Annotated in this window: 21 protein-coding genes and 1 riboswitch; of the genes, 2 read left to right on the top strand and 19 right to left on the bottom strand. The window is 61.5% G+C overall.

Annotated features, from left to right (window positions below; all coding sequences use genetic code 11):
• The 9 genes from thiD to rocF all read right to left on the bottom strand — a co-directional run.
• The coding region (gene thiD, locus ACP15V_RS16660) for a bifunctional hydroxymethylpyrimidine kinase/phosphomethylpyrimidine kinase (RefSeq protein WP_424944840.1) at positions 1-466 on the bottom strand (466 nt) is incomplete at its 3' end.
• A complete protein-coding gene (locus ACP15V_RS16665) occupies positions 457-1,047 on the bottom strand; it encodes a thiamine phosphate synthase (RefSeq protein ID WP_424944841.1) in 591 nt (196 codons plus the stop codon). The genes ACP15V_RS16665 and thiD, both read right to left, overlap by 10 nt.
• Positions 1,047-1,814 carry a thiazole synthase gene (locus ACP15V_RS16670; RefSeq protein ID WP_424944842.1) on the bottom strand — a complete coding sequence of 256 codons (768 nt, stop codon included), beginning with the start codon at positions 1,812-1,814 and terminating at the stop codon, positions 1,047-1,049. Before ACP15V_RS16670 ends, ACP15V_RS16665 begins: the two co-directional genes overlap by 1 nt.
• Position 1,815: 1 nt before the next feature.
• Positions 1,816-2,013: a sulfur carrier protein ThiS gene (thiS, locus tag ACP15V_RS16675; protein ID WP_424944843.1), complete on the bottom strand. Its 198-nt coding sequence runs from the start codon at positions 2,011-2,013 to the stop codon at positions 1,816-1,818.
• Positions 1,982-2,950: an FAD-dependent oxidoreductase gene (locus ACP15V_RS16680; protein ID WP_424944844.1), complete on the bottom strand. Its 969-nt coding sequence runs from the start codon at positions 2,948-2,950 to the stop codon at positions 1,982-1,984. The genes thiS and ACP15V_RS16680 overlap by 32 nt, the downstream gene beginning before the upstream one ends.
• Positions 2,947-4,761: a phosphomethylpyrimidine synthase ThiC gene (gene thiC, locus ACP15V_RS16685; RefSeq protein ID WP_424944845.1), complete on the bottom strand. Its 1,815-nt coding sequence runs from the start codon at positions 4,759-4,761 to the stop codon at positions 2,947-2,949. The genes ACP15V_RS16680 and thiC overlap by 4 nt, the downstream gene beginning before the upstream one ends.
• A 122-nt stretch (positions 4,762-4,883) precedes the next feature.
• Positions 4,884-5,004, bottom strand: a riboswitch (TPP riboswitch).
• A 116-nt stretch (positions 5,005-5,120) separates the two neighbouring features.
• Positions 5,121-6,173: an ornithine cyclodeaminase gene (locus tag ACP15V_RS16690; protein ID WP_424944846.1), complete on the bottom strand. Its 1,053-nt coding sequence runs from the start codon at positions 6,171-6,173 to the stop codon at positions 5,121-5,123.
• Positions 6,174-6,220: 47 nt separating this feature from the next.
• Positions 6,221-7,141, bottom strand: a complete 921-nt coding sequence (gene ctlX / locus ACP15V_RS16695; RefSeq protein ID WP_424944847.1) for a citrulline utilization hydrolase CtlX — start codon at positions 7,139-7,141, stop codon at positions 6,221-6,223.
• Positions 7,141-8,061 (bottom strand): arginase, encoded by a 921-nt coding sequence (rocF, locus tag ACP15V_RS16700; RefSeq protein WP_424944848.1) that lies wholly within the window; start codon positions 8,059-8,061, stop codon positions 7,141-7,143. The genes ctlX and rocF overlap by 1 nt, the downstream gene beginning before the upstream one ends.
• Before the next feature lie 86 nt (positions 8,062-8,147).
• Here rocF and ACP15V_RS16705 point away from each other — a divergent pair, with 86 nt between their 5' ends.
• Positions 8,148-8,573 carry an Lrp/AsnC family transcriptional regulator gene (locus ACP15V_RS16705; protein ID WP_424944849.1) on the top strand — a complete coding sequence of 142 codons (426 nt, stop codon included), beginning with the start codon at positions 8,148-8,150 and terminating at the stop codon, positions 8,571-8,573.
• A 65-nt stretch (positions 8,574-8,638) separates the two neighbouring features.
• A complete protein-coding gene (locus ACP15V_RS16710) occupies positions 8,639-10,975 on the top strand; it encodes a Tex family protein (RefSeq protein ID WP_424944850.1) in 2,337 nt (778 codons plus the stop codon).
• 32 nt (positions 10,976-11,007) lie between these two features.
• Here ACP15V_RS16710 and arsJ read toward each other — a convergent pair whose 3' ends face one another.
• From arsJ to ACP15V_RS16760, 10 genes are all read right to left on the bottom strand, one after another.
• Entirely contained in the window at positions 11,008-12,243 is a 1,236-nt protein-coding gene (gene arsJ / locus ACP15V_RS16715; protein ID WP_424944946.1) for an organoarsenical effux MFS transporter ArsJ, read from the bottom strand.
• Positions 12,244-12,269: 26 nt separating this feature from the next.
• Positions 12,270-13,268, bottom strand: a complete 999-nt coding sequence (locus tag ACP15V_RS16720; RefSeq protein WP_424944851.1) for an ArsJ-associated glyceraldehyde-3-phosphate dehydrogenase — start codon at positions 13,266-13,268, stop codon at positions 12,270-12,272.
• Entirely contained in the window at positions 13,269-14,078 is an 810-nt protein-coding gene (locus tag ACP15V_RS16725; RefSeq protein WP_424944852.1) for an ArsR family transcriptional regulator, read from the bottom strand.
• Between the two features lie 134 nt (positions 14,079-14,212).
• The gene (locus ACP15V_RS16730; protein ID WP_424944853.1) at positions 14,213-15,481 is read right to left on the bottom strand and encodes an ABC transporter permease; all 1,269 of its coding nucleotides are present in this window, start codon (positions 15,479-15,481) and stop codon (positions 14,213-14,215) included.
• Positions 15,478-16,398, bottom strand: a complete 921-nt coding sequence (locus ACP15V_RS16735; RefSeq protein WP_424944854.1) for an ABC transporter permease — start codon at positions 16,396-16,398, stop codon at positions 15,478-15,480. The genes ACP15V_RS16730 and ACP15V_RS16735 overlap by 4 nt, the downstream gene beginning before the upstream one ends.
• Before the next feature lie 12 nt (positions 16,399-16,410).
• Positions 16,411-17,523, bottom strand: coding sequence for an ABC transporter ATP-binding protein (locus tag ACP15V_RS16740; protein ID WP_424944855.1), 1,113 nt, complete (start codon positions 17,521-17,523; stop codon positions 16,411-16,413).
• Between the two features lie 132 nt (positions 17,524-17,655).
• A complete protein-coding gene (locus ACP15V_RS16745; protein WP_424944856.1) occupies positions 17,656-18,789 on the bottom strand; it encodes an ABC transporter substrate-binding protein in 1,134 nt (377 codons plus the stop codon).
• 295 nt (positions 18,790-19,084) lie between these two features.
• Positions 19,085-19,924: a hypothetical protein gene (locus ACP15V_RS16750; RefSeq protein ID WP_424944857.1), complete on the bottom strand. Its 840-nt coding sequence runs from the start codon at positions 19,922-19,924 to the stop codon at positions 19,085-19,087.
• A 3-nt stretch (positions 19,925-19,927) separates the two neighbouring features.
• A complete protein-coding gene (locus ACP15V_RS16755) occupies positions 19,928-21,073 on the bottom strand; it encodes an iron-containing alcohol dehydrogenase (RefSeq protein WP_424944858.1) in 1,146 nt (381 codons plus the stop codon).
• Complete coding sequence (locus ACP15V_RS16760) at positions 21,070-22,452, bottom strand: aldehyde dehydrogenase family protein (protein WP_424944859.1); 1,383 nt, start codon at positions 22,450-22,452, stop codon at positions 21,070-21,072. The genes ACP15V_RS16755 and ACP15V_RS16760 overlap by 4 nt, the downstream gene beginning before the upstream one ends.
• Positions 22,453-22,523: the final 71 nt, after the last annotated feature.

Below are 22,523 nucleotides of genomic sequence, written 5' to 3' on the forward strand. Positions count from 1 at the left end.
CGATCTCTTGCGGGGTCACCGCCTCGGGCAATCCGGTCAGCACAGCGGCCTCGGGCAGGTTGGGCGTCAGCAGATCGGCCCCGGAAAACAGCGCGGGCAGATGACTCCCTTCCGACAGTCGCCCCCCCGAACTGGCCCGCAATACCGGGTCGATCACAAGAGGGAGTTTTGACCCGACGAGCACTCGTCCCACTACCTCCGCAACCTCCGCTGATCCCAACATGCCAATCTTGATCGCCGCGATATCGGAATGTGTGCGCGCCGCTTTGATCTGCGCCGCCACCACCTCGGGCGGCACCGGGTGCAAGGCGGTGACCGCCTGATCGGTTTGCGCAGTGACGGCGGTCAGAACCGGGCAGACCTCAACCCCAAACGCGGCGGCCGTGACCACATCGCGGCTGATCCCGGCGCCGCCACTGCTGTCGCTGCCCGCGATGACAAGGATGCGGGGCGGTTTCACCGACATGCCGCAATCCAGTCGCGGGTACGTGCTTCTGGATCATCGGCCCGCAAGATGTCCGTCACCACGGCGGCACTATCCGCCCCCGCGGCAAACACGCCTGGCAGGCGATCGGGCGTCAGCCCGCCAATGGCAACCAGCGGTGTGTCCCCCGCCACCGCCTTCCAGCGGGCCACGTTTTCCAAGCCTTGCGGCCCCCATTTCATCTTTTTCAGAAGGGTCGGATAGACCGGACCAAGCGCCACATAAGCCGGGTCGTGCGACAGCGCGCGTTCCAGTTCCGCCTCATCATGGGTCGACAGGCCAAACCGCATATCGGCGCGTTTGAGCGCGGCAAAATCGGCGCTGTCCATATCCTCCTGCCCCAGATGTACAAAGCTGCAATTCAGATCCATTGCCGCCTGCCAGTGATCATTCACCACCAATTGCGTGCCGTGAACAGCACAGATATCGCGGGCGCGGGCAATCTGGCGACGAATCTCGGCCTCGGGCTGATCCTTGAGGCGCAACTGCACCAGTTTGACGCCATGCGGCACCAAAAGCTCCAGCCGGGCGACGTGATCGACGATCAGGTAAAACCGTTCCATCATCCAAGCTCCGCCAATCCCAGAATGGGCGTTGACGGCACCGCCATATCGCGGCGCGGCATCGGGTCGGCAAGGTAGCCTGCGCGACCGACCGCAACCGCATCTGCCATCGCGCGCGCCATTGCCACCGGGTCTCCCGCCTTGGCCACCGCGGTGTTCAACAGCACCGCATCCATGCCCAGTTCCATCGCCATCACAGCATCTGAGGGTCGCCCGATACCCGCATCCACAATCAGCGGAACGTCAGCAAAATGCGCCCGCATTGCGCGGAGCGCATCCGGGTTGCGCAGCCCCTGCCCCGACCCGATGGGCGCCCCCCAGGGCATCAGGAGCTCACACCCGGCCTCGATCAGCTTTTCACCCACAATCAGATCGTCGGTGGTGTAGGGAAAGACCTGAAACCCCTCGGCGCAAAGCGTGCGTGCCGCGTCAACCAATGCGAACACATCCGGTTGCAACGTGTCGGAATGGCCAATCACCTCCAGCTTGATCCAGTTGGTGCCAAAGATTTCACGCGCCATGCGGGCGGTGGTGATCGCCTCGCTGGCCGTGTGGCACCCCGCCGTGTTGGGCAGCACTCGGACCTTCAGATCCCTGAGCAGCTCCCAAAACGCGGCCCCCGTGCCCGCATTGGTTTCGCGCCGCAGGCTGACCGTCACAATGTCACATCGCGCGGCCCGGATCGCCTCAACCAGCACAGCGGGCGACGGGTATTGCGCGGTGCCCAGCAACAGGCGCGAGGGGATCTCTTCTCCATAAATCAACATGTTACCCCCCTTTCATCGGGGCAAGGATTTCCACCTGATCCCCATTTGTCAGCCACATGTCAGCGCGCGCCTCGCGGGTCACAAATTCCGCATTCAGCGCGGTGGCGACAAAGGGGCTGGTGTAGTCCAGTTCAACCATCAGATCCGCCAAGGTTGTGGCAGAAACCTCATGCGGTTTGCCGTTCACGATGATTTTCATCACACCCCTCCTGAAAATATTGCGCCGCCAATTGGCCCGCGAGCGCAGGGGCCAACAGGAACCCGTGGCGATACATGCCGTTCACATGGGTGGTGTCGCCCATCTGGCTCAGCCGGGGCAGATTGTCGGCAAAGGCGGGGCGCAGGCCCACGCCGGTTTCAATCACATGCGCCTCGCCCAGACCGGGATGCAATGTGAACGCCGCGCCGAGCAGTTCCAGCATCGATCGCAAGGTCATTTCCCGCCAGGACGAGCTTTCGATCATCGTGGCCCCGATCATGTAGATCCCACCCCCACGCGGCACGAGGTAGAGCGGGATGCGGGGATGCAGAAGGCGGATTGTGCGCGTGATCTCAACATCTTGCACCTCAATTACCGCCATCTCTCCTCGCACCGGGCGCAGGCCGGGCAGACCGGACGCCATGCCGCGGCAATCCACATCCACCTGAGCGGGCGCTTGGGTGTCATAGAGGATCTCCACCCCCAGCCCCCGCACCGCGCGGGTCAGATCGAGAAGCGCCTGACGCGGGTCAAGATGGGCTTCGTCCTCGAAGAACAACCCCTGCTGAAACCGGTTTTCCAGCGCGGGTTCCAACCGGGCAATCTCTGCGGCGTTCACCGCCCGATGCCGGTCGGTGCGGCGGGCGAACCGGGTGAGGTCGGCCCGGTCGCGGGGCGGCGCAACCACCAGCGTGCCGCGCCGGGTGACCGGGGTGAACTGCGCCCACCAGTTGATCGCACCCGCGCCCAGCCGGACCACCTCCGGATCTGCCGTTTCGCCCTCGCACCATGGCGCAAGCATCCCGCCCGCAAACCATGAACAGGGGTTTCTTTCGGGGGCCGAGGTGGCCTCGTAAATGCGCACCTCGGCCCCGCGTTTGGCCAGCTCATAGGCGCTGGCGAGGCCGGCCACGCCAGCCCCCGCGATGGTGATCATGCGCCCGGCTCCAGTTCCGGCTGCGCTGCCTCGGCGGGCATGTACAGATCCCCGCCTTCGCGGAACTTTTCGGCCATGGCCGCCATGCCCTCTTTCTGCGCCTCGGCGCGGATGTCGTGGGAAATCCGCATCGAACAGAATTTCGGCCCGCACATCGAGCAGAAATGCGCGACTTTGTGCGCCTCTTTCGGCAGGGTCTGGTCATGGAAATCACGCGCCGTTTCCGGGTCAAGCGCGAGGTTGAACTGATCTTCCCATCGAAACTCAAACCGCGCGCGGGAAATGGCATCGTCACGCCGCTGCGCCCCCGGCATCCCCTTAGCCAGATCCGCCGCATGGGCAGCGATTTTATAGGTGATCACCCCGGTTTTCACGTCATCCCGGTCGGGCAGGCCGAGGTGTTCCTTGGGCGTCACGTAACACAGCATCGCGCAGCCGAACCAGCCGATCATCGCAGCCCCGATGCCTGACGTGATGTGGTCATAGCCCGGCGCAATGTCGGTGGTCAGCGGCCCAAGCGTGTAAAACGGCGCCTCGTCACAGCACGCGAGCTGCTTGTCCATGTTTTCCTTGATCTTGTGCATCGCCACATGGCCCGGCCCTTCGATCATCACCTGACAATCCTTGGCCCAGGCGATTTTGGTCAGCTCGCCCAGCGTTTCCAGCTCGGCAAATTGCGCTTCGTCATTGGCGTCGGCAATGGATCCGGGGCGCAGCCCGTCACCCAAGCTGAAGGCCACATCATACTGGCGGCAGATGTCGCAGATCTCGTCGAAATGTTCATAAAGGAACGACTCGCGGTGATGATGCAGGCACCACTTCGCCATGATCGACCCGCCGCGCGAGACGATCCCGGTGACGCGGTTGGCGGTCATCGGCACCATATGCAGGCGCACGCCCGCGTGGATGGTGAAGTAATCAACCCCCTGTTCGGCCTGTTCAATCAGCGTGTCGCGGAACACTTCCCATGTCAGGTCCTCGGCAATGCCGTTCACCTTTTCCAGCGCCTGGTACATCGGCACGGTGCCGATCGGCACGGGGGAATTGCGGATGATCCATTCGCGGGTGTTGTGGATGTTGCGCCCCGTCGACAGATCCATCACCGTATCGGCCCCCCAACGGATCGACCAGACCAGTTTATCAACCTCTTCTTCCATCGACGAGGTGACGGCAGAGGTGCCCATATTGGCGTTGATCTTGACCAGGAAATTGCGGCCGATGATCATCGGTTCACTTTCCGGATGGTTGATATTGGCGGGGATAATTGCACGACCTGCCGCCACTTCATCACGCACAAATTCAGGCGTCACATGATCGGGGATATTGGCCCCCCAATCGTGTCCGTCGCGGGGGCCGGCGACCTCGCGCAGCTGGTTCTCGCGGATCGCAATGAACTCCATTTCCGGGGTCACGATCCCGGCGCGGGCATAGGCGAGCTGCGTCACCGCCCGCCCATCCTTGCCGCGCAGAGGGCGGGGTTTGACCGGAAATTCCGGGGTCAGGTGATCGCCTTCGACAAAGCCATTGTCGGCGGCTGTGATGGCGCGCCCGTCATATCCTTCCACATCGCCCCGCGCTTCGATCCAGGCGCGCCGCAATTGCGGCAGGCCCTTGCGGATGTCGATCTGCGCGTCGGGGTCGGTGTAGGGGCCCGAGCTGTCATAGACCGGCAGCGGGGCCTCACCTGCGGTGGGATGCACGGAAATTTCCCGCATCGGCACGCGAATGTCGGGGTATCTCGCGCCCGCGACATAGATCTTGCGCGAGGCGGGCAAGGCCCCGGTGGTGATGGTGGGGTTCGGGATGGTCATATTGGCGCTCCTCAGGCTCATGGCAAAGAAGACACCAGATGAGTTTGGGAAGGAGCAGCAGGCGGTGAGTTTCGTCACAGCCCACGGGTTCGGTATGGCGGCACGGCGGGACGGGCCCCGGGCGCGATGCAAACCTAGCTTCCTACGCCAGTGTCAACTGGGTCAGGTTCAAAGGGTCGCATCACCGGGCAATTGCCCCGTCAGCCTCTCAGTCCCCTGGGCGGGACCCCCCTGCGTGCCTTTTGGGTAGCGCAGGGATGTCGTCGGGTCAACACGGGGTTTCCACCCGGTTCACCGCATATGGGCCGGGGGGCGCATCAGACGGGTGGGGGAAAGCCCCCCGGTGGGGGGGCCTGTGGTTACTTCGCGCGCTGGACCATGCCAAAGAGATCGCGCGGATCATCCGGGTCGGCCAGCATGTCGAGCGGCTCGTAATACTCCGTGCCTTCAATGGCTTGCTTGACATAGCGCAGGGCCGAGAAATCCTCGATTGCAAACCCCACACTGTCAAAGAGCGTGATCTGGCGGTCGTCTTTGCGGCCCGCGACGGCGCCGGTGATCACCTGCCACATTTCGATCACCGGATGATCTTCGTCCAGCGCCTGAATTTCACCTTCGATGCGGGTCTGTTCCGGGTATTCCACGAAAATGTCTGATCGCAGCAGGATGTCTTTGTGCAACTCGGTCTTGCCCGGGCAGTCGCCGCCAATGGCGTTGATATGCACACCCGCGCCGACCATATTGTCGGTCAGGATCGTGGCGTTTTTCTTATCCGCCGTGCAGGTGGTGATGATCTGCGCGCCCTCTATGACCTCTTCCGGGGTCTTGCATTGCACCACGGTCAACCCGCGCCCGGCCAGGTTTGCCGCACATTTCGTGGTGGCCGCCGGGTCGGTGTCATAAAGGCGCACGGTGTCGATGCCACAGATCGCCTTGAAGGCCAGGCACTGAAATTCCGACTGCGCCCCATTGCCGATCATCGCCATGGTGGTCGCGCCCTTGGGGGCCAGGTATTTGCCCACCAAAGCCGAGGTCGCCGCCGTGCGCAGCGCGGTCAGGATGGTCATTTCCGTGAGCAGCGTCGGATAGCCGGTATAGACATCCGCCAGCAGGCCAAAGGCGGTCACGGTCTGCAACCCTTCGGAGGTGTTTTTCGGGTGGCCGTTCACATATTTGAACCCGTAGGCCTCACCATCCGAGGTCGGCATCAGTTCAATCACCCCATGGGGCGAATGGGCCGGCACACGCGGGGTTTTGTCAAAGCTTTCCCAGCGTTTGAAATCGCGTTCAATCTCGGCGGCAATGCCGGTGATCATCTGTTCCAGCCCAATGTGATGGATCAGTTTCATCATGTGATCGACGGACACAAAGGGCACCAGGGCCTTGTCAGAGGGTTCAAGCGTGTGGGTCATGGCGGGTCTCTTCTGTTCGGGTTTGTTCGGGGTCGGCTTTGAAGGGGTCAGCGGCGGGCCAGATGGATGCCGGCAATCATGCAGCGCACCGATCCTCCGGCGGTTTCAATGGTGGGGACGGTCAGCGGCAGCGGGGTGGCGCTTTCCCTGATCACGGCAATCTGGTCGGGGGTCAGCGCCTTTAACGCGCGGGCAGACAGTGCCAGGACCAGGCCGTCTTTGCCGGTCAGCTCAATGGCATTTCCGGCAAATTCCGCGATCTGGTCATGGCTAAGGTCAATCACTGTGCGACCGGTTTCTTCCAGCCGCGCGCACAGCTCGGCCCGCCGTTTCGGATCGACGATCATGTCCAGACAGATCAGCGCATATTCGGTGCCAATCGCCATCAGCACATTGGTATGATACACATCGCGCCCGGACGCATCACGCGCCTCAAACACCATCGGTTCATAGTTGAAATGGGTGCAGAACCGTTCCAGCAACACCGGGTCCGCCCGGTGCGACGACACGGTATAGGCAATGCGCGCGATATGGTCGAGCACCATCGCCCCGGTCCCTTCCAGCGCCAGATTGTCAGCCTCTAGCCCCGAATAATCAATCACATCCTGCACACGGTATTCCGCCTTCAGCATCTCGATCACATCTGACCGGCGTTCGCGGCGGCGCGAGGGGACAAACATCGGGTAAATCGCCACATGGCCGCCCGCATGGGTCGAAAACCAGTTGTTGGGGAAAACGCTGTCGGGCGTGTTGTGATCGCCGAAATCATCAAACACATGCACGCGGACACCCGCCGCGCGCAGGGTCTCGACCGCCGCATCATGTTCGTCGCGCGCCGCCGCCGAGGTCGCTTCGGCGGACCGGTTCGACAGGGTCTGAAACGCGTTGTCATCACGCGTTTCCGGGTTCGACATAAAGGCGTGCGGGCGGATCATCACCACCGCAGACGGGGCTTGCATCGAGCGCATCAAAAGCTCCGCGTCGGGCGATCAAAGATGCGCCGCCCCATCAGCGATGCGGTCAGGTCCACCATCAACTGCGCGGTGCGCCCGCGTTCATCAAGGAACGGGTTCAGTTCAACCAGATCCAGCGAAGACACCAGCCCGCTGTCGCACAGCAGTTCCATCACCAGATGACCTTCGCGTTCGGTTGCTCCCCCCGGCACCGTGGTGCCAACCGCAGGGGCCACCGATGGGTCCAGGAAATCCACGTCCAGCGACACGTGCAGCAACCCGTTCGCGGCTTTCACGCGGTCCAAAAAGGCCACCAGCGGGGCCTTGATCCCGTGTTCGTCGATCACGCGCATGTCCGCGAGCAGCGCGTTTTGATCGGCCAGCGCCGCGTGTTCAGCCGGATCCACCGACCGCAACCCGATCATGCCCACATGCTCAATCGCGACCTTTGCGGGCAGCGGCGGGAAATCGTCAAACCCGTCCTGCCCGGTGAAATAAGCGACCGGAGTCCCGTGCAGGTTACCGCTGGCGGTGCTTTGCGGCGTGTGGAAATCGGTATGCGCATCCAGCCACAGCACAAACAGCGGGCGGCCCTGCGCCTTGGCGTGGGCGGCCATCCCGGCCACCGACCCCATCGACAGCGAATGATCCCCGCCCAGAAACACCGGCATCCCCTGCCCTGCGGCCTCTTGTGCGACGCGGGTCAAGGCACTGGTCCAGCCCACACATTCGGGCAATTGCACCAGATGGTCATGCTCCGGAATATCCACCGGGTCCGGGGCCACATCGCCCAGATCCGTCACGTGATGCCCCAACTCGGTCAGGGCCTCGGCCAGCCCCGCCACGCGATACGCATCGGGCCCCATCCGGCAGCCCTGACGTTTTTTGCCCGAATCCACGGGCGCCCCAACAAGGATGATATTTTTCATGTTCATGACCCATCATTTCGCGATCAACTGGCTTGCTGGAAGGGGGTAAATTGCCCATTATGGCCCCGCATTGAACATTTTGGATAGCAACCATGGACAATCTGGATAGTCGCCTTTTGACACTCCTGCACCGGGATGGGCGCGCGTCGGTCTCGGAACTGGCGGACCACCTTGGCGTGACCCGCACCACCGTACGGTCACGTATGGATGCGTTGAAAGCGCGCGGCGAAGTGGTCGGCTTCACCGTGGTCACCCGGCAGGATGTGGCGCAAAACCCGGTGCGCGGGTTGATGATGCTGGGGATCGAGGGGCGCGGCACCGAACGGTTGATGTCGCGCGTCTCCGCCCTGCCGCAGGTCATGGCGGTGCATTCCACCAATGGCACCTGGGACCTGATCGCCGAGATCGGCACCGAGACATTGGAAGAGCTTGATCAGGTGCTGTTCGCCATCCGCCGGATGGAGGGCATCACCCGGTCCGAAACCAATCTGCTCTTGTCGACAAAACGCGGGCGGTAATCCGCCATCCCCCCTTTTGCTTGCCTCGCGACCCCGCTAAACATGTGATCCGAACAGGAGAGATCATGGACACCAACACCCGTATTGCCCAAACCATCGCAACCGATATATCCGCGTCTTCTCAGCAAGTTAACGCCGCTGTCGAGCTGTTGGACGGTGGCGCCACCGTGCCTTTTGTGGCCCGCTACCGCAAGGAAGTCACCGGGGGTCTGGATGACACGCAACTGCGCACGCTGGCTGACCGGCTGACCTATCTGCGCGAAATGGAAGCGCGACGCGAGGTGATCCTGGGCAGCATCAAGGATCAGGGCAAACTGACGGATGATCTGGCGAAATCTATCCTGGCGGCGGATACAAAATCCACGCTGGAAGACCTCTATCTGCCCTATAAACCCAAGCGCCGCACCAAGGCGATGATTGCGCGCGAAAATGGGCTGGAGCCGTTGCTGGAAAAAATCCGCAGCGCCCGCACCACCCCGCCCGAAACCCATGCCGAAGCCTTTGTGACCGACGCCGTGCCCACGGTGAAAGACGCGCTTAATGGCGCGCGGGACATTCTGGTCGAAGAGCTCGCGGAAAACGCCGAACTGGTCGGCGCGCTGCGGAGTTTCATGCAGCGCGAGGCGCTCTTGACCGCCAAAGTGGTGGCCGGGCAGGAACAGGCGGGTGCGAAGTTTTCCGACTATTTCGACCATCAGGAGGCCTGGTCCAAAGTGCCCTCGCACCGGGCGCTGGCCATGTTGCGCGCGTCAAAAGAAGGCGTGATCACACTGGACATTGCCCCGGATGAAGAGGGTGCTGCGCGCGCCATCGAGATGGTCGCGGCCCGTCTGGATTGCGCTGGGGCCACACCCGGAGATGACTGGCTGCGCACGGTGGCCCGTTGGGCCTGGCGGGTGAAGCTGGCACTTTCGATGACGCTGGACCTGATGGGCGACCTGCGCGCCCGCGCCCATGACGAAGCCATTGACGTTTTTGCCCGTAATCTCAAGGATTTGCTGCTGGCCGCCCCCGCCGGGCCGCGCGCCACTTTGGGTCTGGATCCGGGCATTCGCACCGGGGTCAAGGCTGCCGTGGTGGACGCGACCGGCAAGCTTTTGGACACCGCCACGCTCTACCCGTTCCAACCGCGGATGGACGTGCAGGGGTCACAGGCCGCGATCCTGTCGCTGATCGCCAAGCACAATATCGAACTGATCGCCATCGGCAACGGCACCGCGTCGCGCGAAACCGAACGGCTGGTGGGGGACACGTTAAAACGCCTGCCCTCGGGCGCGAAAACCCCCACCAAAGTGGTGGTCAGCGAGGCGGGCGCCTCGGTCTACTCCGCGTCCGAACTCGCCGCGCGCGAGTTCCCCGATCTCGATGTGAGCTTGCGCGGGGCGGTGTCGATTGCGCGACGGTTGCAAGACCCGCTAGCGGAGCTGGTGAAAATCGACCCGCAGTCGATTGGCGTCGGACAATACCAACATGACGTGGACCAGCGTCGCCTGTCGAAATCGCTGGAGGCGGTGGTGGAAGACGCGGTGAACGCGGTGGGTGTGGACCTGAACATGGCCTCGGCCCCACTTTTGGCCCATGTCTCTGGCCTGTCCGAGTCGCTAGCGCAATCCATTGTCACCCACCGCGATATCCACGGCGCGTTCCCGTCGCGCAAATCGCTGCTCAAGGTCTCGGGCCTTGGGCCGCGCGCCTTTGAACAATGCGCGGGGTTTTTGCGCATACGCGAGGGGGACGAGCCGCTTGATGCCTCGGCCGTACACCCGGAAGCCTATGATGTGGCGCGCAAAATCGTGTCCGCCTGCGGGCGGGATCTGCGCGATCTGATGGGCAATGAGGGCGCGTTGAAATCGCTGACGGCGGCCGATTTCGTGACCGGAGAGTTTGGCCTGCCGACCGTGCGCGACATTTTCTCGGAGCTGGAAAAACCGGGCCGCGACCCGCGCCCGAGTTTTAAGACCGCGAGCTTCACCGACGGGGTCGAGGAGATCTCGGACCTGAAACCGGGCATGGTGCTGGAAGGCACGGTCACCAATGTCGCCGCCTTCGGGGCCTTTGTGGATATCGGCGTGCATCAAGACGGGTTGGTGCATATCAGCCAGCTGGCCGATCGCTTTGTGAAAGACCCGCATGAGGTGGTGAAAACCGGCGATGTGGTCAAGGTAACGGTGACCGAGGTGGACATCCCGCGCAAACGGATCGGGCTGACCATGCGCAAGGATGGCGGGGCATCGGCGAAGGACGACCGCAATGCACGTGGCCCCGGCAAAGGGCAGGATCGCGGGCCAAAGCGTGGTGGAAAACCGGGTGGACGCAACATGTCATCCGGGCCGAAATCATCGGGCGGCCCTCAGGTGGGCGGGCTGGGCTCTGCGTTGCTGGATGCGATGAAGAAGAAGTAAGGCATACCCCGGCGTTATCAGGCCGGGGTGTTTTACGCGGTCTGCTGCGGTGTCAAACGCGCCGCGCCAAGGGCCGATAAGCCCAACATTACGGCGGCCACAGCAAGGCACGCGGGCAATCCGCCCAGCTGGTAACTGGCCCCGGACAGGACCGTGCCGATCAACCGTCCGGCGGCATTGGCCATATAGTAAAACCCCACATCCATGGTCACGCGTTTTTCATCCGTGAAGGCAAGGATCAGGTAGGAATGCAGGGACGAATTCACCGCAAAGAGCGCGCCGAACACCAACAGCCCCACGACAAGCATTACGGTCAGCCACGTCGCGGGCGCGCCCGCCAGCGCGACCAGCACCGCCAGCCCCAAGGGCACCCCGGCGAGGGTGGCGGCGTAGCTTGTGGCGAGCCGGGTCAGCTCGTCCACACCGCGCGATTTGGCTTTGAGCAACCGGGGCGCATTGGCCTGCACCACGCCGTAAAGAATGATCCAGATCGCCATGAAGCTGCCCACCAGGAAGAACGCCGCGCGGGCGCTTTCGTGGCTGCCATCGGAGAGAACCGAATGGAAATAGATCGGGATGCCGACCACAAACCACACGTCGCGCGCGCCGAACAAAAAGACGCGGGCGAAGCTGAGCCAGTTGATATTGCGGTTCTTCGAAAAGACCTCGTGAAATTTGGCGTCTTTGCGGCCCGTGGGCAGGCCGGTGGGCATTTTCATCACGATAACGACGAGGATCACGGCGAGCACCGCCGCCATGCCAAGAAGCGCCGCGTTGAACCCGGCCAGCGCCAAAAGCGCCGCGCCCAGAAGAAAGCCCAGCCCTTTTACGGCGTTTTTGGATCCGGTCAGCACCGCGACCCAACGAAACAACCCGTCGCCCTCGGAAGGGGCGAGCAGTTTGACCGCCGATTTCGACGACATTTTCGCCAGATCCTTCGCCACGCCGGACGCACCCTGCACCAACATCACGTAAGCGACCGAGAGCGTGACAGTCCACGTGGGGTCCAGTTGCGTCAGCGCCAGAAGCGCCGCGATCTGCAAGCCCAATCCGGCGTAAAGCGTTGAGGTCAGGCCAAAGCGCGCGGCGATCCAGCCTGCGGACAGGTTGGTGACGACCCCGGCAATCTCATACAAAACAAAGAGATAGGCCAGTTCGACCGGCGAAAACCCCAGCATGTGAAAATGCAGAAGCACCAGCATTCTGAGCGCCCCATCGGTCAGCATGAAGGCCCAATAGGCGGCGGTGACGGCCATATAGGCCGCCATGCCGGTGGGGCGTTCGGCGGCGTGGCTCACAGCGATTTCCCGACCATCAGGGCCACATCCGCCAGACGCATCGCATAGCCCCATTCATTGTCATACCAGGCGTAAACCTTCAGCTGCGTGCCATTGATCACCATGGTCGAGAGCGCATCGACAATCGCGCTGCGGTCGTCATTGGTGTAATCGGTCGAGACCAGCGGCCGGTCTTCATAGCCGAGGATCCCTTTCAGAGGCCCGTCGGCCGCCCGCTTGAAGGCGGCGTTGACCTCGTCTGCGGTGGTTTCGGTTTCCAGCTCAAACACGATGTCGGTGAGCGAGGCATTCAAGAGCGGCACCCGCACCGCGTGGCCGTTCAGCTTGCCGGTCAGTTCCGGAAAGATCTGGGTGATCGCCTTGGCCGACCCGGTGGTGGTGGGGATCAGCGAATTCAGGGCCGAGCGCGCGCGGCGCAGGTCTTTCGCCGGGCGGTCGACGATGGTTTGCGTGTTGGTCACATCGTGGATCGTGGTCATCGACCCGTGTTTGATGCCGAAATTGTCCAACACCACTTTCACCACGGGCGCGAGGCAGTTGGTGGTGCAGCTGGCGGCGGTGACAATGCGGTGCTTGCCCGCGTCATAAATCTGGTCATTCACGCCGAAAACGATGTTCGCCGCTTCGTCTTCTTTGACCGGGGCCGAGACCACCACTTTTTTCACCCCGGCGGCAAAATAGGGGGCGAGTTTCTCGGCGGTTTTGAACGCGCCGGTGCAGTCGATCACCACGTCAACACCATCCAGCGGCAGGTCATTTAGATTGCGGGTGCAGGTCACAGGCAGGCGGGTGCCGTCGATTGTGATGCTGTCCGCGTCATGGGAAAACGCAGCGGGCCAGCGACCATGCACCGTGTCAAATTCCAGAAGATGCGCGTGCATTTCAGGGTCGCCCACGGCGTCGTTGAGAAAGGCAATCTTTGCGCCGCGCTCCAGAAGCGGGCGCAGGGCGAGCTTGCCCATACGGCCAAGACCGTTGATGGCATAGGTGGTCATTTATGCGTCTCCTGTCAGGGATATATCGTCGAGTTTCGCTTGCAGTGACAGACGGTCCAGCGCGGACATGTCAAGGGCTGCAAAAAGGGTAAGGCGGCGGTGCAGCGCACCGTAAGCACGTTGAAAGGCCAGGCGTTTTTCCGCATCCACACCTTCGGCGCGCACCGGGTCGGCAATGCCCCAATGGGCGTTGACCGGCTGGCCGGGCCAGGCGGGGCAGTCTTCGTTGGCGGCTCGGTCACAAACGGTGAAGACAAAATCAAACACCTCGTCCTTCAGATCGGACATGTGTTTCGGTTGCAGCCCGGTCAGGTCGTGCCCCTTGTCGCGCAGCATCTGCAACGTGATCGGGTTGAGCGCCACCGCGGGCCGGGTGCCCGCCGAAAAGACCTCGAACCTGTCATCGGCCAGATCACGCAGGATCACCTCGGCCATAATGGATCGGGCAGAGTTGCCGGTGCAGAGAAACAGAACCTTTTGCTTGGGGCGGGCCTCGATAAAGGGTTGGGGCGTGGCGCAAGTACTGGGTCGCCCACGGCAGCAATCGTCAAACAGATAGCCCATCAGGCTGTCCGCCCCGTCCGGGTGAAACCGGTACAACAGGCTGCGCCCGTCGCGTTTTTGCTCGATCAGCCCGACCCGCAGCAGCGCGCCCAGATAGACGGACATGGTGTTTGGGCGGATGTCGAGCACGCAGGCCAAATCGCCAGAGGCCACGAAATCGGGATATCGCCGCACCAGCAGGCGATAGGTCGCCATACGTCCGGCATGGCCCAGCGTCGTCAGACGGTCGATCTGTTGCATGTCCATGGGGTGATTCCCTGTCATTCATTTCCGTATTTCATGAATTATGGATGTTTGAAACAGGAGTATGACATGGATTGCGATACTGGCAAAAAAAACGGCCCGCGCGGGGCGGGCCGTTTCTTGGCTTTCGTGATGGATCAGTTTCCGTCGGAATTCAGCGTGCCTGGATCAAACACATTGCCGAAGCCGGAATTGTTGCCACCCTCGCTGGGGGCCTCCTCTCCAGCATCGCTGCCTTCTTCGCCACCCAAAGTGTTCGGGGCAAAGACATTGCCAAAGCCCGAATTGTTGGACGGTTTCGGAGCCGATTGCGTGTCCGCCCCACCCTGTTGCTGCGCCTTTTCGGCCGCATCGCGGGCCCGTTGGTCGCGCAGTTCCTGAATGCGACGTTCGGTTTCCAGACGTTTCTGTTCCTGCACATCGGCAATACATTGATCCGGGCTGTAGGCCATGGCCGATCCCACCACGGTGGCCGTGCCAATCAGCAACACGATCAGGGCAATGGCGGCCGGGTTGCGGCTGATCAGGCCGGGGACCTCGATCTTGCCGGCCAACTCGCCCACGGTCGCGTCTTTGCGCGCATCCGCAATCATCGCTTTGCGCTTGATGTTCGCCTCATTCAACAGCGCGAAGAACACCGTCAGCGCGACGATCATGAAGGCCAGCGCGGAAATGGCCGGGGTGATCCCGTAGCGCACTTTCTGCGCCAGCTCGATGGTCAGCGTCGGGTATTCGCCAAAGGTGAAGGTGGTGGTGTTGTAGTTCTCGAACGAGGCGAGAAACGCCAGCACCGCCGCCGAGGCAATCGCCGGGAACATGAAGGGAAGCATCACTTTGCGGAACGCCTGGGCATGGGTTGCGCCCAGATCCAGCGCCGCTTCGGTCAGCGTCGTATCATAGCGTTGCAGGCGCGCCACCAGCACCAACATGCAATAGCTGGCGATAAAGGTGGACTGGCCGATGATGGTCAGAAAGAGCCCGTTTGACAGGAAACTGTCCGCCCCCAAGCCCAGCATCCGGTTGATGCGATCCCAGAACACCAGGGTCGATATCCCGATCACCACGCCCGGAATAAGGATCGGTGCAATGATGATCGTGTAATAGGTCGCCCGCAGTTTGGGCCAGATCTGGGTGAGCATCAGCGCCCCCGCCAGACCCATTGACACCGAGAGGATCACCGTGCCGACGCCTACCAGGACCGAGTTCCAGATGCCCGCAAGGATCCGTTCATCGCGAAACAGCGCCCCGAACCAGTCGAAGGTCAGGCATTCCCACGGGGTCATGCGCGGGAAACCGGGCGAGTTGAACGCGGTGGCCGACATGATGATCAGCGGACCCAGCAGGTAGGCAAAGAAGATGCCCAGATAGATCCAGATCGAATAGCGAATGATCTTGTCCGTATTCATTTGCCGATATCCCCCATGTTCACCTTGAACAGGCGCATCACGGCCAGAACCAGAAGGATACAGGTGACCAGAAGCACAATCGCGTAGGCCGCCCCTTGTGGCCAATCAGAGTTGTCGTTGAACTGCTGATAAATGAGCTGCGTGAACCAGAGCGAAGATGGCCCGCCAAGGATCTGGGGTGCCGCCAGGGCGCCTGCCGACAGCATGAACACCATCGTACATCCAGAGCTGATACCCGGTTTCGCATAGGGAATGACCACCCGCCAATGGATCCGCCACCAGGGCGCGCCAAGATCTCGCGCCGCCTCGATCTGGTTGCCATCAAGGCTCTCGATCACATTATACATCGGGAAGATCATCAGAAGGATATAGGCATAACCCAGACCCGCATAGAGCGCGATATCGTTGCGAATGAAGTCAAACGGCGTGTCAAAGATCCCGGTGCCCACCAGGAACGTGTTGAACACCCCGGTTTCGCCAAAGATGATCCGCAGCGCAAAGGCGCGCAAAATCTCGTTGATCCAGTAGGGGATGATCAGCATCAGCGCAAAGATGCGGATGTGATTGCCCTTGGACTGGCCCAGATAATAGGCGATCGGATAGCAAAAGAGCAGGTTGAACACGGTCACACAGACCGCCGCCACCAACGTGCGGAAGAACACGGCAAGGTCCACCGCGTTATAATCCTGTGACCCGCCTTCCGGGCCGTAGATCAGGTATTTGTAATTCTCCAGCGTATAAACATCCTTTGGCCCGCCGATTTCCGGGGGCGGCAGGTTGGGCCGGAACGAGAAATCAAGCATCGACAGCTGGGGCAGAATGATCAGGCCGACAACCCAGAAGAGGACCAGCCCCAACATGATCGACCCCATAAGCGTGCCGTTGCGATTGAAAAATTCCTTCAGGAAGCCAGGCATGATCTGTCCCCCTTACTCGCTTGCCAATTCGCCGGCGGGCACAACAACGGCGTTGTGCACGTCATATTCCAGCGTAATCGGTTGACCGGTGTGGTTATCAAACGACTGGCCCAGATTGGGGATCGAGATCTTGATTTCCTTGCCGCCATCGCCTTCGGTGAAGATGTTATAGGTGTTGCCCTCGAACTCTTCATGGGTCACCTGCGCGGTCACGAAATGGTCGCCTTGCGTGCCGGTGGGGGCCAGCGACAGCGCTTCGGGGCGAATGAACATCATCGCGTCATCCCCCACGTTCAGCTTGCCCTGGTTGGCGGTTGAAATGCGGGCGTGCAATTCCCCGGACCGATTGGTGGTGATCAGGGCCTCGGTGCCGATGATCTTGCTGACCTTGCCACGGAACACATTGTTTTCGCCCACGAAACTGGCGGCGAACGCAGTGGACGGGTCGTTGTAGATGGTTTTGCCATCCCCAATCTGATCGATCACGCCCGCGCGCATCACCGCAATGTCATCTGACATGGTCAGCGCCTCGCCCTGGTCATGGGTGATGTAGATGAAGGTGATGCCGACGCGCTGCTGGATCTCGCGCAGCTCGGTGCGCATGTGTTGACGCAGCTTCAGATCGAGCGCCGACAGAGGTTCATCAAGCAAAAGCACATCCGGTTCCGCGCACAGCGCCCGGGCAATCGCCACACGCTGTTTCTGCCCCCCCGACAGTTCCGACGGAAGCTTGTCGCCCTGCCCCGGCAGCGCGATCATGTCCAAAAGCTCATCCGCGCGCTTGCGCCGTTCCCGCGCGCTGGCCCCCTGAATTTCCATTGAAAAGGTGATGTTTTCCCAGATCTTCATCAGGGGAAACAGCGCGAGGTTTTGAAAGATCAGGGCGGTGGGGCGTTTGTTTGGCCCGATGCCCTTCATGTTTTTCCCACCGATCAGCACATTGCCCTCGGAGGGGTCCAGAAACCCCGATACAGCCCGCAAGATCGTGGTCTTGCCACAGCCCGATGGCCCGAGGAACGAAAAGAAATCGCCCCCCTTGATGTTCACATTGGCATCGCGCACGGCGACGAAGTCCCCAAAGCGGATCCACAGATTTTCCAGATCGACGCCTACTCCGGCACTCATATGGCTTCTCCTCATTGGCACATGTTGGCACACAGCTTCCCCGGTCCCTCGAAAGGGATCACATGCCGTGCCTGTTGAAAACGGTGATACGTGGCCCCACCCCACCGGCGGGGCCACGGGAAAGCGCGATGGTTATGCGCTCTTGAACTTGTTGACGAACTCGGTGCGGATATCCGCATACCAGGGCGCCTCGGCGGGCCACGGGTTCAGGTTCGCCAGGCTGTCGCCCGGATAGGCTTCGGCGAAGTTCTTCTTGTAGGTGTCGCCCGAGAAGGTATCGGCGCCCAGAACCGGCGAGTTATAGCCGTGGCTGTCGATCGCCTTGCCGGCCGGTTCCTTGCGATAGGCGTATTCGACAAAGGCGTACACCTGTTCTTCATTCTGCACACCCACCGGCATCGACATCCCGTCAACCCAGGCCATCGCCCCTTCGACAGGGGCCTGGTAATGCACCGGCTCGCCCGCGGATTTCAGCGCCAGCGGCGGACCATCCCAGGTCTGGCCAACCACAACACCTTCGTTCAGAAGACCGTTCTTCTGGGTGTCGGCATCGTTCCAGATCAGCTTGATGCGGTTCTTGCGCGCAATGCACCAGTCAGCCACCTGGCCCCAGACCTTGCGCATCGTATCTTCATCACCATACGCGGCCCAGATCGAGCCCGGCTCCATTTCACCCGACGCTTCCATGTAAAGACCCGCGCCCAGCATCATCGAATGCGCGCGGCCCATGGTCTTGCCAGCGTTTTCTTCCGACCAGACGTCACCATAGCTTGGCGCGTCGCCAGCCGGCAGCCATTTGTCGGTACGATAGGCGATCCCCTCGGTGCCCCAGATATGCGGCAGCCAATGGGCACCATTTCCGCCGAAGTCCCAGGCGTCCGTGCCGATTTTCGACATGGCCGGGTTCACCGCGTCAATGTTCACCTTCGACAGGTCGAACGGTTTCAGCAGTTCCAGCGGTTCCCATTGCAAAGACCGGTTGTTGGTCGGTGACACGATATCAAAGCCCTGGCCCTTGGTGGCCTTCATCTTGTTGATGATCTCTTCGTTCGACCCGATCCCGGTATAGTTCACCTTGATGCCGGTTTCCGCTTCAAACCCCGCAATGAATTCGGGCGGCAGATAGTCGGACCACATCAGGATGTTGATCTCACCCGATGATGCCAGGGCGCTTTTCACATAAAGCGGCGATGCCAGCGCGGCCGCCCCCATTGTGGTCGCCCCTTTCAGCACCGTACGGCGGGTAAGGTTCTGTTTCGTTGTCATGATTAACTCCCGTTGGATGATTTTTTTATTGTGCCAGTAGTCTTGGTTATTTCCGGCACGACGGATAGCGCCAATTCTCGGTCCTTTTTCAGTCCAATTGGCCCTAGAATATCCTCGCCCATTTCACTCCTGTTTCCGTTTCAAGGCAAGGAAATAGCGTTATACGACAAATACATCACAGGAATGTGGCGGCCGAATTGGCTTGGCACAACTTGAACGGGCTGGATTTCGACCGATTCGACGCGGGCTGAAATCGGTGAAGATGCTTTTGGGGAAAGAGAGAATTTCCGCCACCTCACACCGCCAGGCCAATCAGCGCCACCCCCCCGGCCATCATCACCGCCGCCATCAGACGACGCGCCCAATTGCCTTCCTTCAGAACAACAAATCCGATCAGGGCCGCAAAAATAACCGAGGTTTCGCGCAGCGCCGAAACGGCCCCCAGCGGGGCAAAGTTCTTGGCATAAAGCACCAGCCCATAGGCCACCATCGACACCATGCCACCCAGGATCCCGATCACCCAGGTGCGGGGCGGCAACGCCGAAATCGCTCGACCGCGCCGGATTGCCACAAAACCGGTGATGAAAATATGCAGCACCGAATGCCACGCCCAGTAACTCAGCGTGCCACCCGACAGGCGCACCCCCACCCCATCCACCAGCGAATACCCCGAAATGCAGATGCCGGTGCCCACGGCAAAAAACAGCGCAGCGCGTCCAACCCCATGACGCAGCGCCGCCCAGCTGGACAGTTGGATCGCCAGGGCAATCAGGCCAATACCAAGCCAGGCTTGCGCGGGCAGCACCTCACCCACAAATACCAGCGCCCAAAGCGACACCAGGGCCGGCACAATGCCGCGCGCAATTGGGTAAACCACGCTGAGGTCGCCATGTTTATAGGCCTGCCCCAGCATGTAGAAATAGCCGAAATGGATCACCGTGGACCCGATCAGATACGGCCAGCTTTCCGCACTTGGCAGGGGCAAGACGGACACCATCGCCACACCGGGGATCACATGCCCCAGCGCCACCAGACCCAGCGTCGCCGTGCGATCCCCCGCCACCTTCACAATCGTGTTCCAGGTGGCGTGCAGCATCGCCGCCGCCAGAATGATCAGGATGATGCCCGCGCTCATGGGCTAGATCACGGCGTCAAACAACTGACGCAAGTTTTCGCGGGTCAGTTCCACCGGGTTGCCACCGCAGCTGGGATCCTTGATCGCGCCCTCAACCAGCGCATCCATCTGGTCGGCAGAGACCCCCATCTCCGAGAGCGTGCGCGGGATGGCAAAGCGGTCATTGAAGTCCTGCACAAAGCGTTGGAACCCTTTGAAGCCACCGTCGATGCCAAGATACCCGGCGGCACGGTCGAACCGGTCCGCAATCTCACCCGCGTTGAACTCCAGCACCGCCGGCATACAGACCGCATTGGTGGTGCCGTGATGGGTGTTGAAAATCGCCCCCACCGGATGCGACAGCGCATGGATCGCGCCCAGCCCTTTTTGAAACGCGGTAGCCCCCATCGCCGCGGCGCTCATCATATGGGCGCGCGCTTCCAGATCGGTCCCATCCGCATAGGCGCGCGGCAGGTACTCAATGACCAGACGCATCCCTTCTAGCGCAATCCCCTGCGACATCGGGTGGTAATGCGGGCTGCTATACGCCTCGACACAATGGGCGAAGGCATCCAACCCGGTGCCCGCAGTGATGAACTTCGGCATCCCCACCGTCAGCTCGGGATCGCAAATCACCACCGAGGGCAGCACCTTCGGGTGAAAGATGATCTTTTTCTCGTGCGTCTCGGAATTGGTGATAATGGATGCGCGCCCCACCTCTGATCCCGTGCCCGCCGTGGTCGGCACCGCGATGATTGGCGCAATCGCGTCGGCATCGGCGCGGGTCCACCAATCGCCAATGTCCTCAAAATCCCAGATCGGTCGGGTCTGACCAGAGAAAAACGCGACCATTTTGCCCAGGTCCAACCCCGATCCGCCGCCAAACGCAATCACCCCGTCATGACCGCCCGCCTTATAGGCCGCAACGCCCGCGTGCAGGTTGATCTCGGACGGGTTCGGGTCCACCTCGCTGAACAGGCCACGGCCCAGACCGGCGGCGTCCATGATATCCAGTGTCGCCCGGGTGATCGGCAGATCCGCCAGCCCCTTATCGGTCACCAAAAGCGGGCGTTTCATGCCGGTCTGCGCACAGGCGTCGGCCAGTTCCTTGATCCGGCCGGCGCCGAATTTCACAGCGGTCGGATAGGACCAGTTTCCTTGCAGGCTCATGATGTCACCTTTTTCATATGATAGGATTTCGGGCGGGTCAGATTGTGAAACCCAATGACCGACAAGCCGCCCCCGCGCCCGGTGTTCTTGCAGCCGGTCCAACACAGGCCCGGATCCAGATAATCGGCCCGGTTCATGAAAACGGTCCCTGTTTCGATCTGATCCCCCACCCGCATGGCGCGGTCCAGATCGGCGGTCCAGAGGCTCGCGGTCAGGCCAAAGTCACTGTCATTCATCAGGCGGATCGCCTCGTCATCGGACGCCACTTTCATGATCCCAACAACAGGCCCAAAGCTCTCGTCCCGCATCACCCGCATGTCATGGGTCACATGGGTCAGGATCTGCGGCGTCAGATAGGCGCCGCCATCATCCTCGGCAAAGGCACCAATATGCGCGACAGCCCCATCGGCCACCGCCTCGGCAATCTGCGCCCGTACGTCTTCCGCAAAACGCACATTGGCCATCGGCCCCAGCGTGGTGTCCGGGTCCAGCGGATTGCCCAGCTTGTAGCCCTTCACGATCGCCACCGCCTTTTCGACAAAGGCATCATACAGATTCTCATGCACGTAAATCCGTTCAATCCCGCAGCAGCATTGCCCCGAATTGAACATCGCCCCGTCGATCAGCGTCTCGACCGCCGCGTCAAGATCCGCGTCGTCCATCACGTAACCCGGATCCTTGCCACCAAGCTCGGTACCAACCCCGGTGAAGGTGCCCGCCGCCGCACGTTCCATCGCCTGACCGCCACCGACCGAGCCTGTGAAGTTCACAAAGTCAAACGCCTTGCCCGCGATCAGGTGATTGGTTGTGTCATGGCTCAGAAACACATTCTGGAACACATCTTCAGGAATGCCCGCCGCATGGAAAGCCGCCGCCATGCGCTCGCCCACCAGCAGTGTCTGGGTTGCGTGTTTCAACACCACCGTATTGCCCGCGATCAGCGCCGGCGCCACCGTGTTGATCGCCGTCATATAGGGGTAGTTCCAGGGCGCGACCACAAAGACCACCCCGTGCGGCACACGTTTGATATAGCGCTTGAACGTGGCATCCTCGCCCACCTCAATGTCGGCCAGAGCCTCCGCCGCAATCGACGCCATGTGACTTGCACGTTCGTTGAACCCGCCAAACTCGCCGCCATAGCGCACCGGGCGGCCCATCATATGGGCAAGCTCCGGCACGATCTCGTCATTCATCGCGCCCACCGCCGCGACACCGGCCATGACCAGCTCCACTCGCTCCGCCAAAGGCCGCGCCGCCCAACCCGCCTGCGCGGCCCGCGCGCGCGAAGCCGCCGCAAAAGCCTCCTCTCGTGACAGCACATCGCGCTTCGCAAACACCGATCCATCAATCGGCGAGATACATTTCAATACCTGACCCATGCCAGCTCTCCACGTTCTGAGGCACTCCTTGCCCCTTTCCTCTTGCCTAAAATACCTCGGGGGTCTGGGGG

Source organism: Aliiroseovarius crassostreae, from assembly GCF_049803815.1.
GTDB classification, from domain to species: domain Bacteria; phylum Pseudomonadota; class Alphaproteobacteria; order Rhodobacterales; family Rhodobacteraceae; genus Aliiroseovarius; species Aliiroseovarius crassostreae_A.

What these genes read in the sequence shown, in the direction of transcription:
- ACP15V_RS16665 (WP_424944841.1), bottom strand. Translation starts at nt 1,047, where the DNA reads ATGGAACGGTTTTACCTGATCGTCGATCACGTCGCCCGGCTGGAGCTT.
- ACP15V_RS16670 (WP_424944842.1), bottom strand. Translation starts at nt 1,814, where the DNA reads ATGTTGATTTATGGAGAAGAGATCCCCTCGCGCCTGTTGCTGGGCACC.
- thiS (WP_424944843.1), bottom strand. Translation starts at nt 2,013, where the DNA reads ATGAAAATCATCGTGAACGGCAAACCGCATGAGGTTTCTGCCACAACC.
- ACP15V_RS16680 (WP_424944844.1), bottom strand. Translation starts at nt 2,950, where the DNA reads ATGATCACCATCGCGGGGGCTGGCGTGGCCGGCCTCGCCAGCGCCTAT.
- thiC (WP_424944845.1), bottom strand. Translation starts at nt 4,761, where the DNA reads ATGACCATCCCGAACCCCACCATCACCACCGGGGCCTTGCCCGCCTCG.
- ACP15V_RS16690 (WP_424944846.1), bottom strand. Translation starts at nt 6,173, where the DNA reads ATGACCCACACGCTTGAACCCTCTGACAAGGCCCTGGTGCCCTTTGTG.
- ctlX (WP_424944847.1), bottom strand. Translation starts at nt 7,141, where the DNA reads ATGCGCTCGATGCAAGCCCCGTCTGCGGTGGTGATGATCCGCCCGCAC.
- rocF (WP_424944848.1), bottom strand. Translation starts at nt 8,061, where the DNA reads ATGAACATGAAAAATATCATCCTTGTTGGGGCGCCCGTGGATTCGGGC.
- ACP15V_RS16705 (WP_424944849.1), top strand. Translation starts at nt 8,148, where the DNA reads ATGGACAATCTGGATAGTCGCCTTTTGACACTCCTGCACCGGGATGGG.
- ACP15V_RS16710 (WP_424944850.1), top strand. Translation starts at nt 8,639, where the DNA reads ATGGACACCAACACCCGTATTGCCCAAACCATCGCAACCGATATATCC.
- arsJ (WP_424944946.1), bottom strand. Translation starts at nt 12,243, where the DNA reads ATGGCGGCCTATATGGCCGTCACCGCCGCCTATTGGGCCTTCATGCTG.
- ACP15V_RS16720 (WP_424944851.1), bottom strand. Translation starts at nt 13,268, where the DNA reads ATGACCACCTATGCCATCAACGGTCTTGGCCGTATGGGCAAGCTCGCC.
- ACP15V_RS16725 (WP_424944852.1), bottom strand. Translation starts at nt 14,078, where the DNA reads ATGGACATGCAACAGATCGACCGTCTGACGACGCTGGGCCATGCCGGA.
- ACP15V_RS16730 (WP_424944853.1), bottom strand. Translation starts at nt 15,481, where the DNA reads ATGAATACGGACAAGATCATTCGCTATTCGATCTGGATCTATCTGGGC.
- ACP15V_RS16735 (WP_424944854.1), bottom strand. Translation starts at nt 16,398, where the DNA reads ATGCCTGGCTTCCTGAAGGAATTTTTCAATCGCAACGGCACGCTTATG.
- ACP15V_RS16740 (WP_424944855.1), bottom strand. Translation starts at nt 17,523, where the DNA reads ATGAGTGCCGGAGTAGGCGTCGATCTGGAAAATCTGTGGATCCGCTTT.
- ACP15V_RS16745 (WP_424944856.1), bottom strand. Translation starts at nt 18,789, where the DNA reads ATGACAACGAAACAGAACCTTACCCGCCGTACGGTGCTGAAAGGGGCG.
- ACP15V_RS16750 (WP_424944857.1), bottom strand. Translation starts at nt 19,924, where the DNA reads ATGAGCGCGGGCATCATCCTGATCATTCTGGCGGCGGCGATGCTGCAC.
- ACP15V_RS16755 (WP_424944858.1), bottom strand. Translation starts at nt 21,073, where the DNA reads ATGAGCCTGCAAGGAAACTGGTCCTATCCGACCGCTGTGAAATTCGGC.
- ACP15V_RS16760 (WP_424944859.1), bottom strand. Translation starts at nt 22,452, where the DNA reads ATGGGTCAGGTATTGAAATGTATCTCGCCGATTGATGGATCGGTGTTT.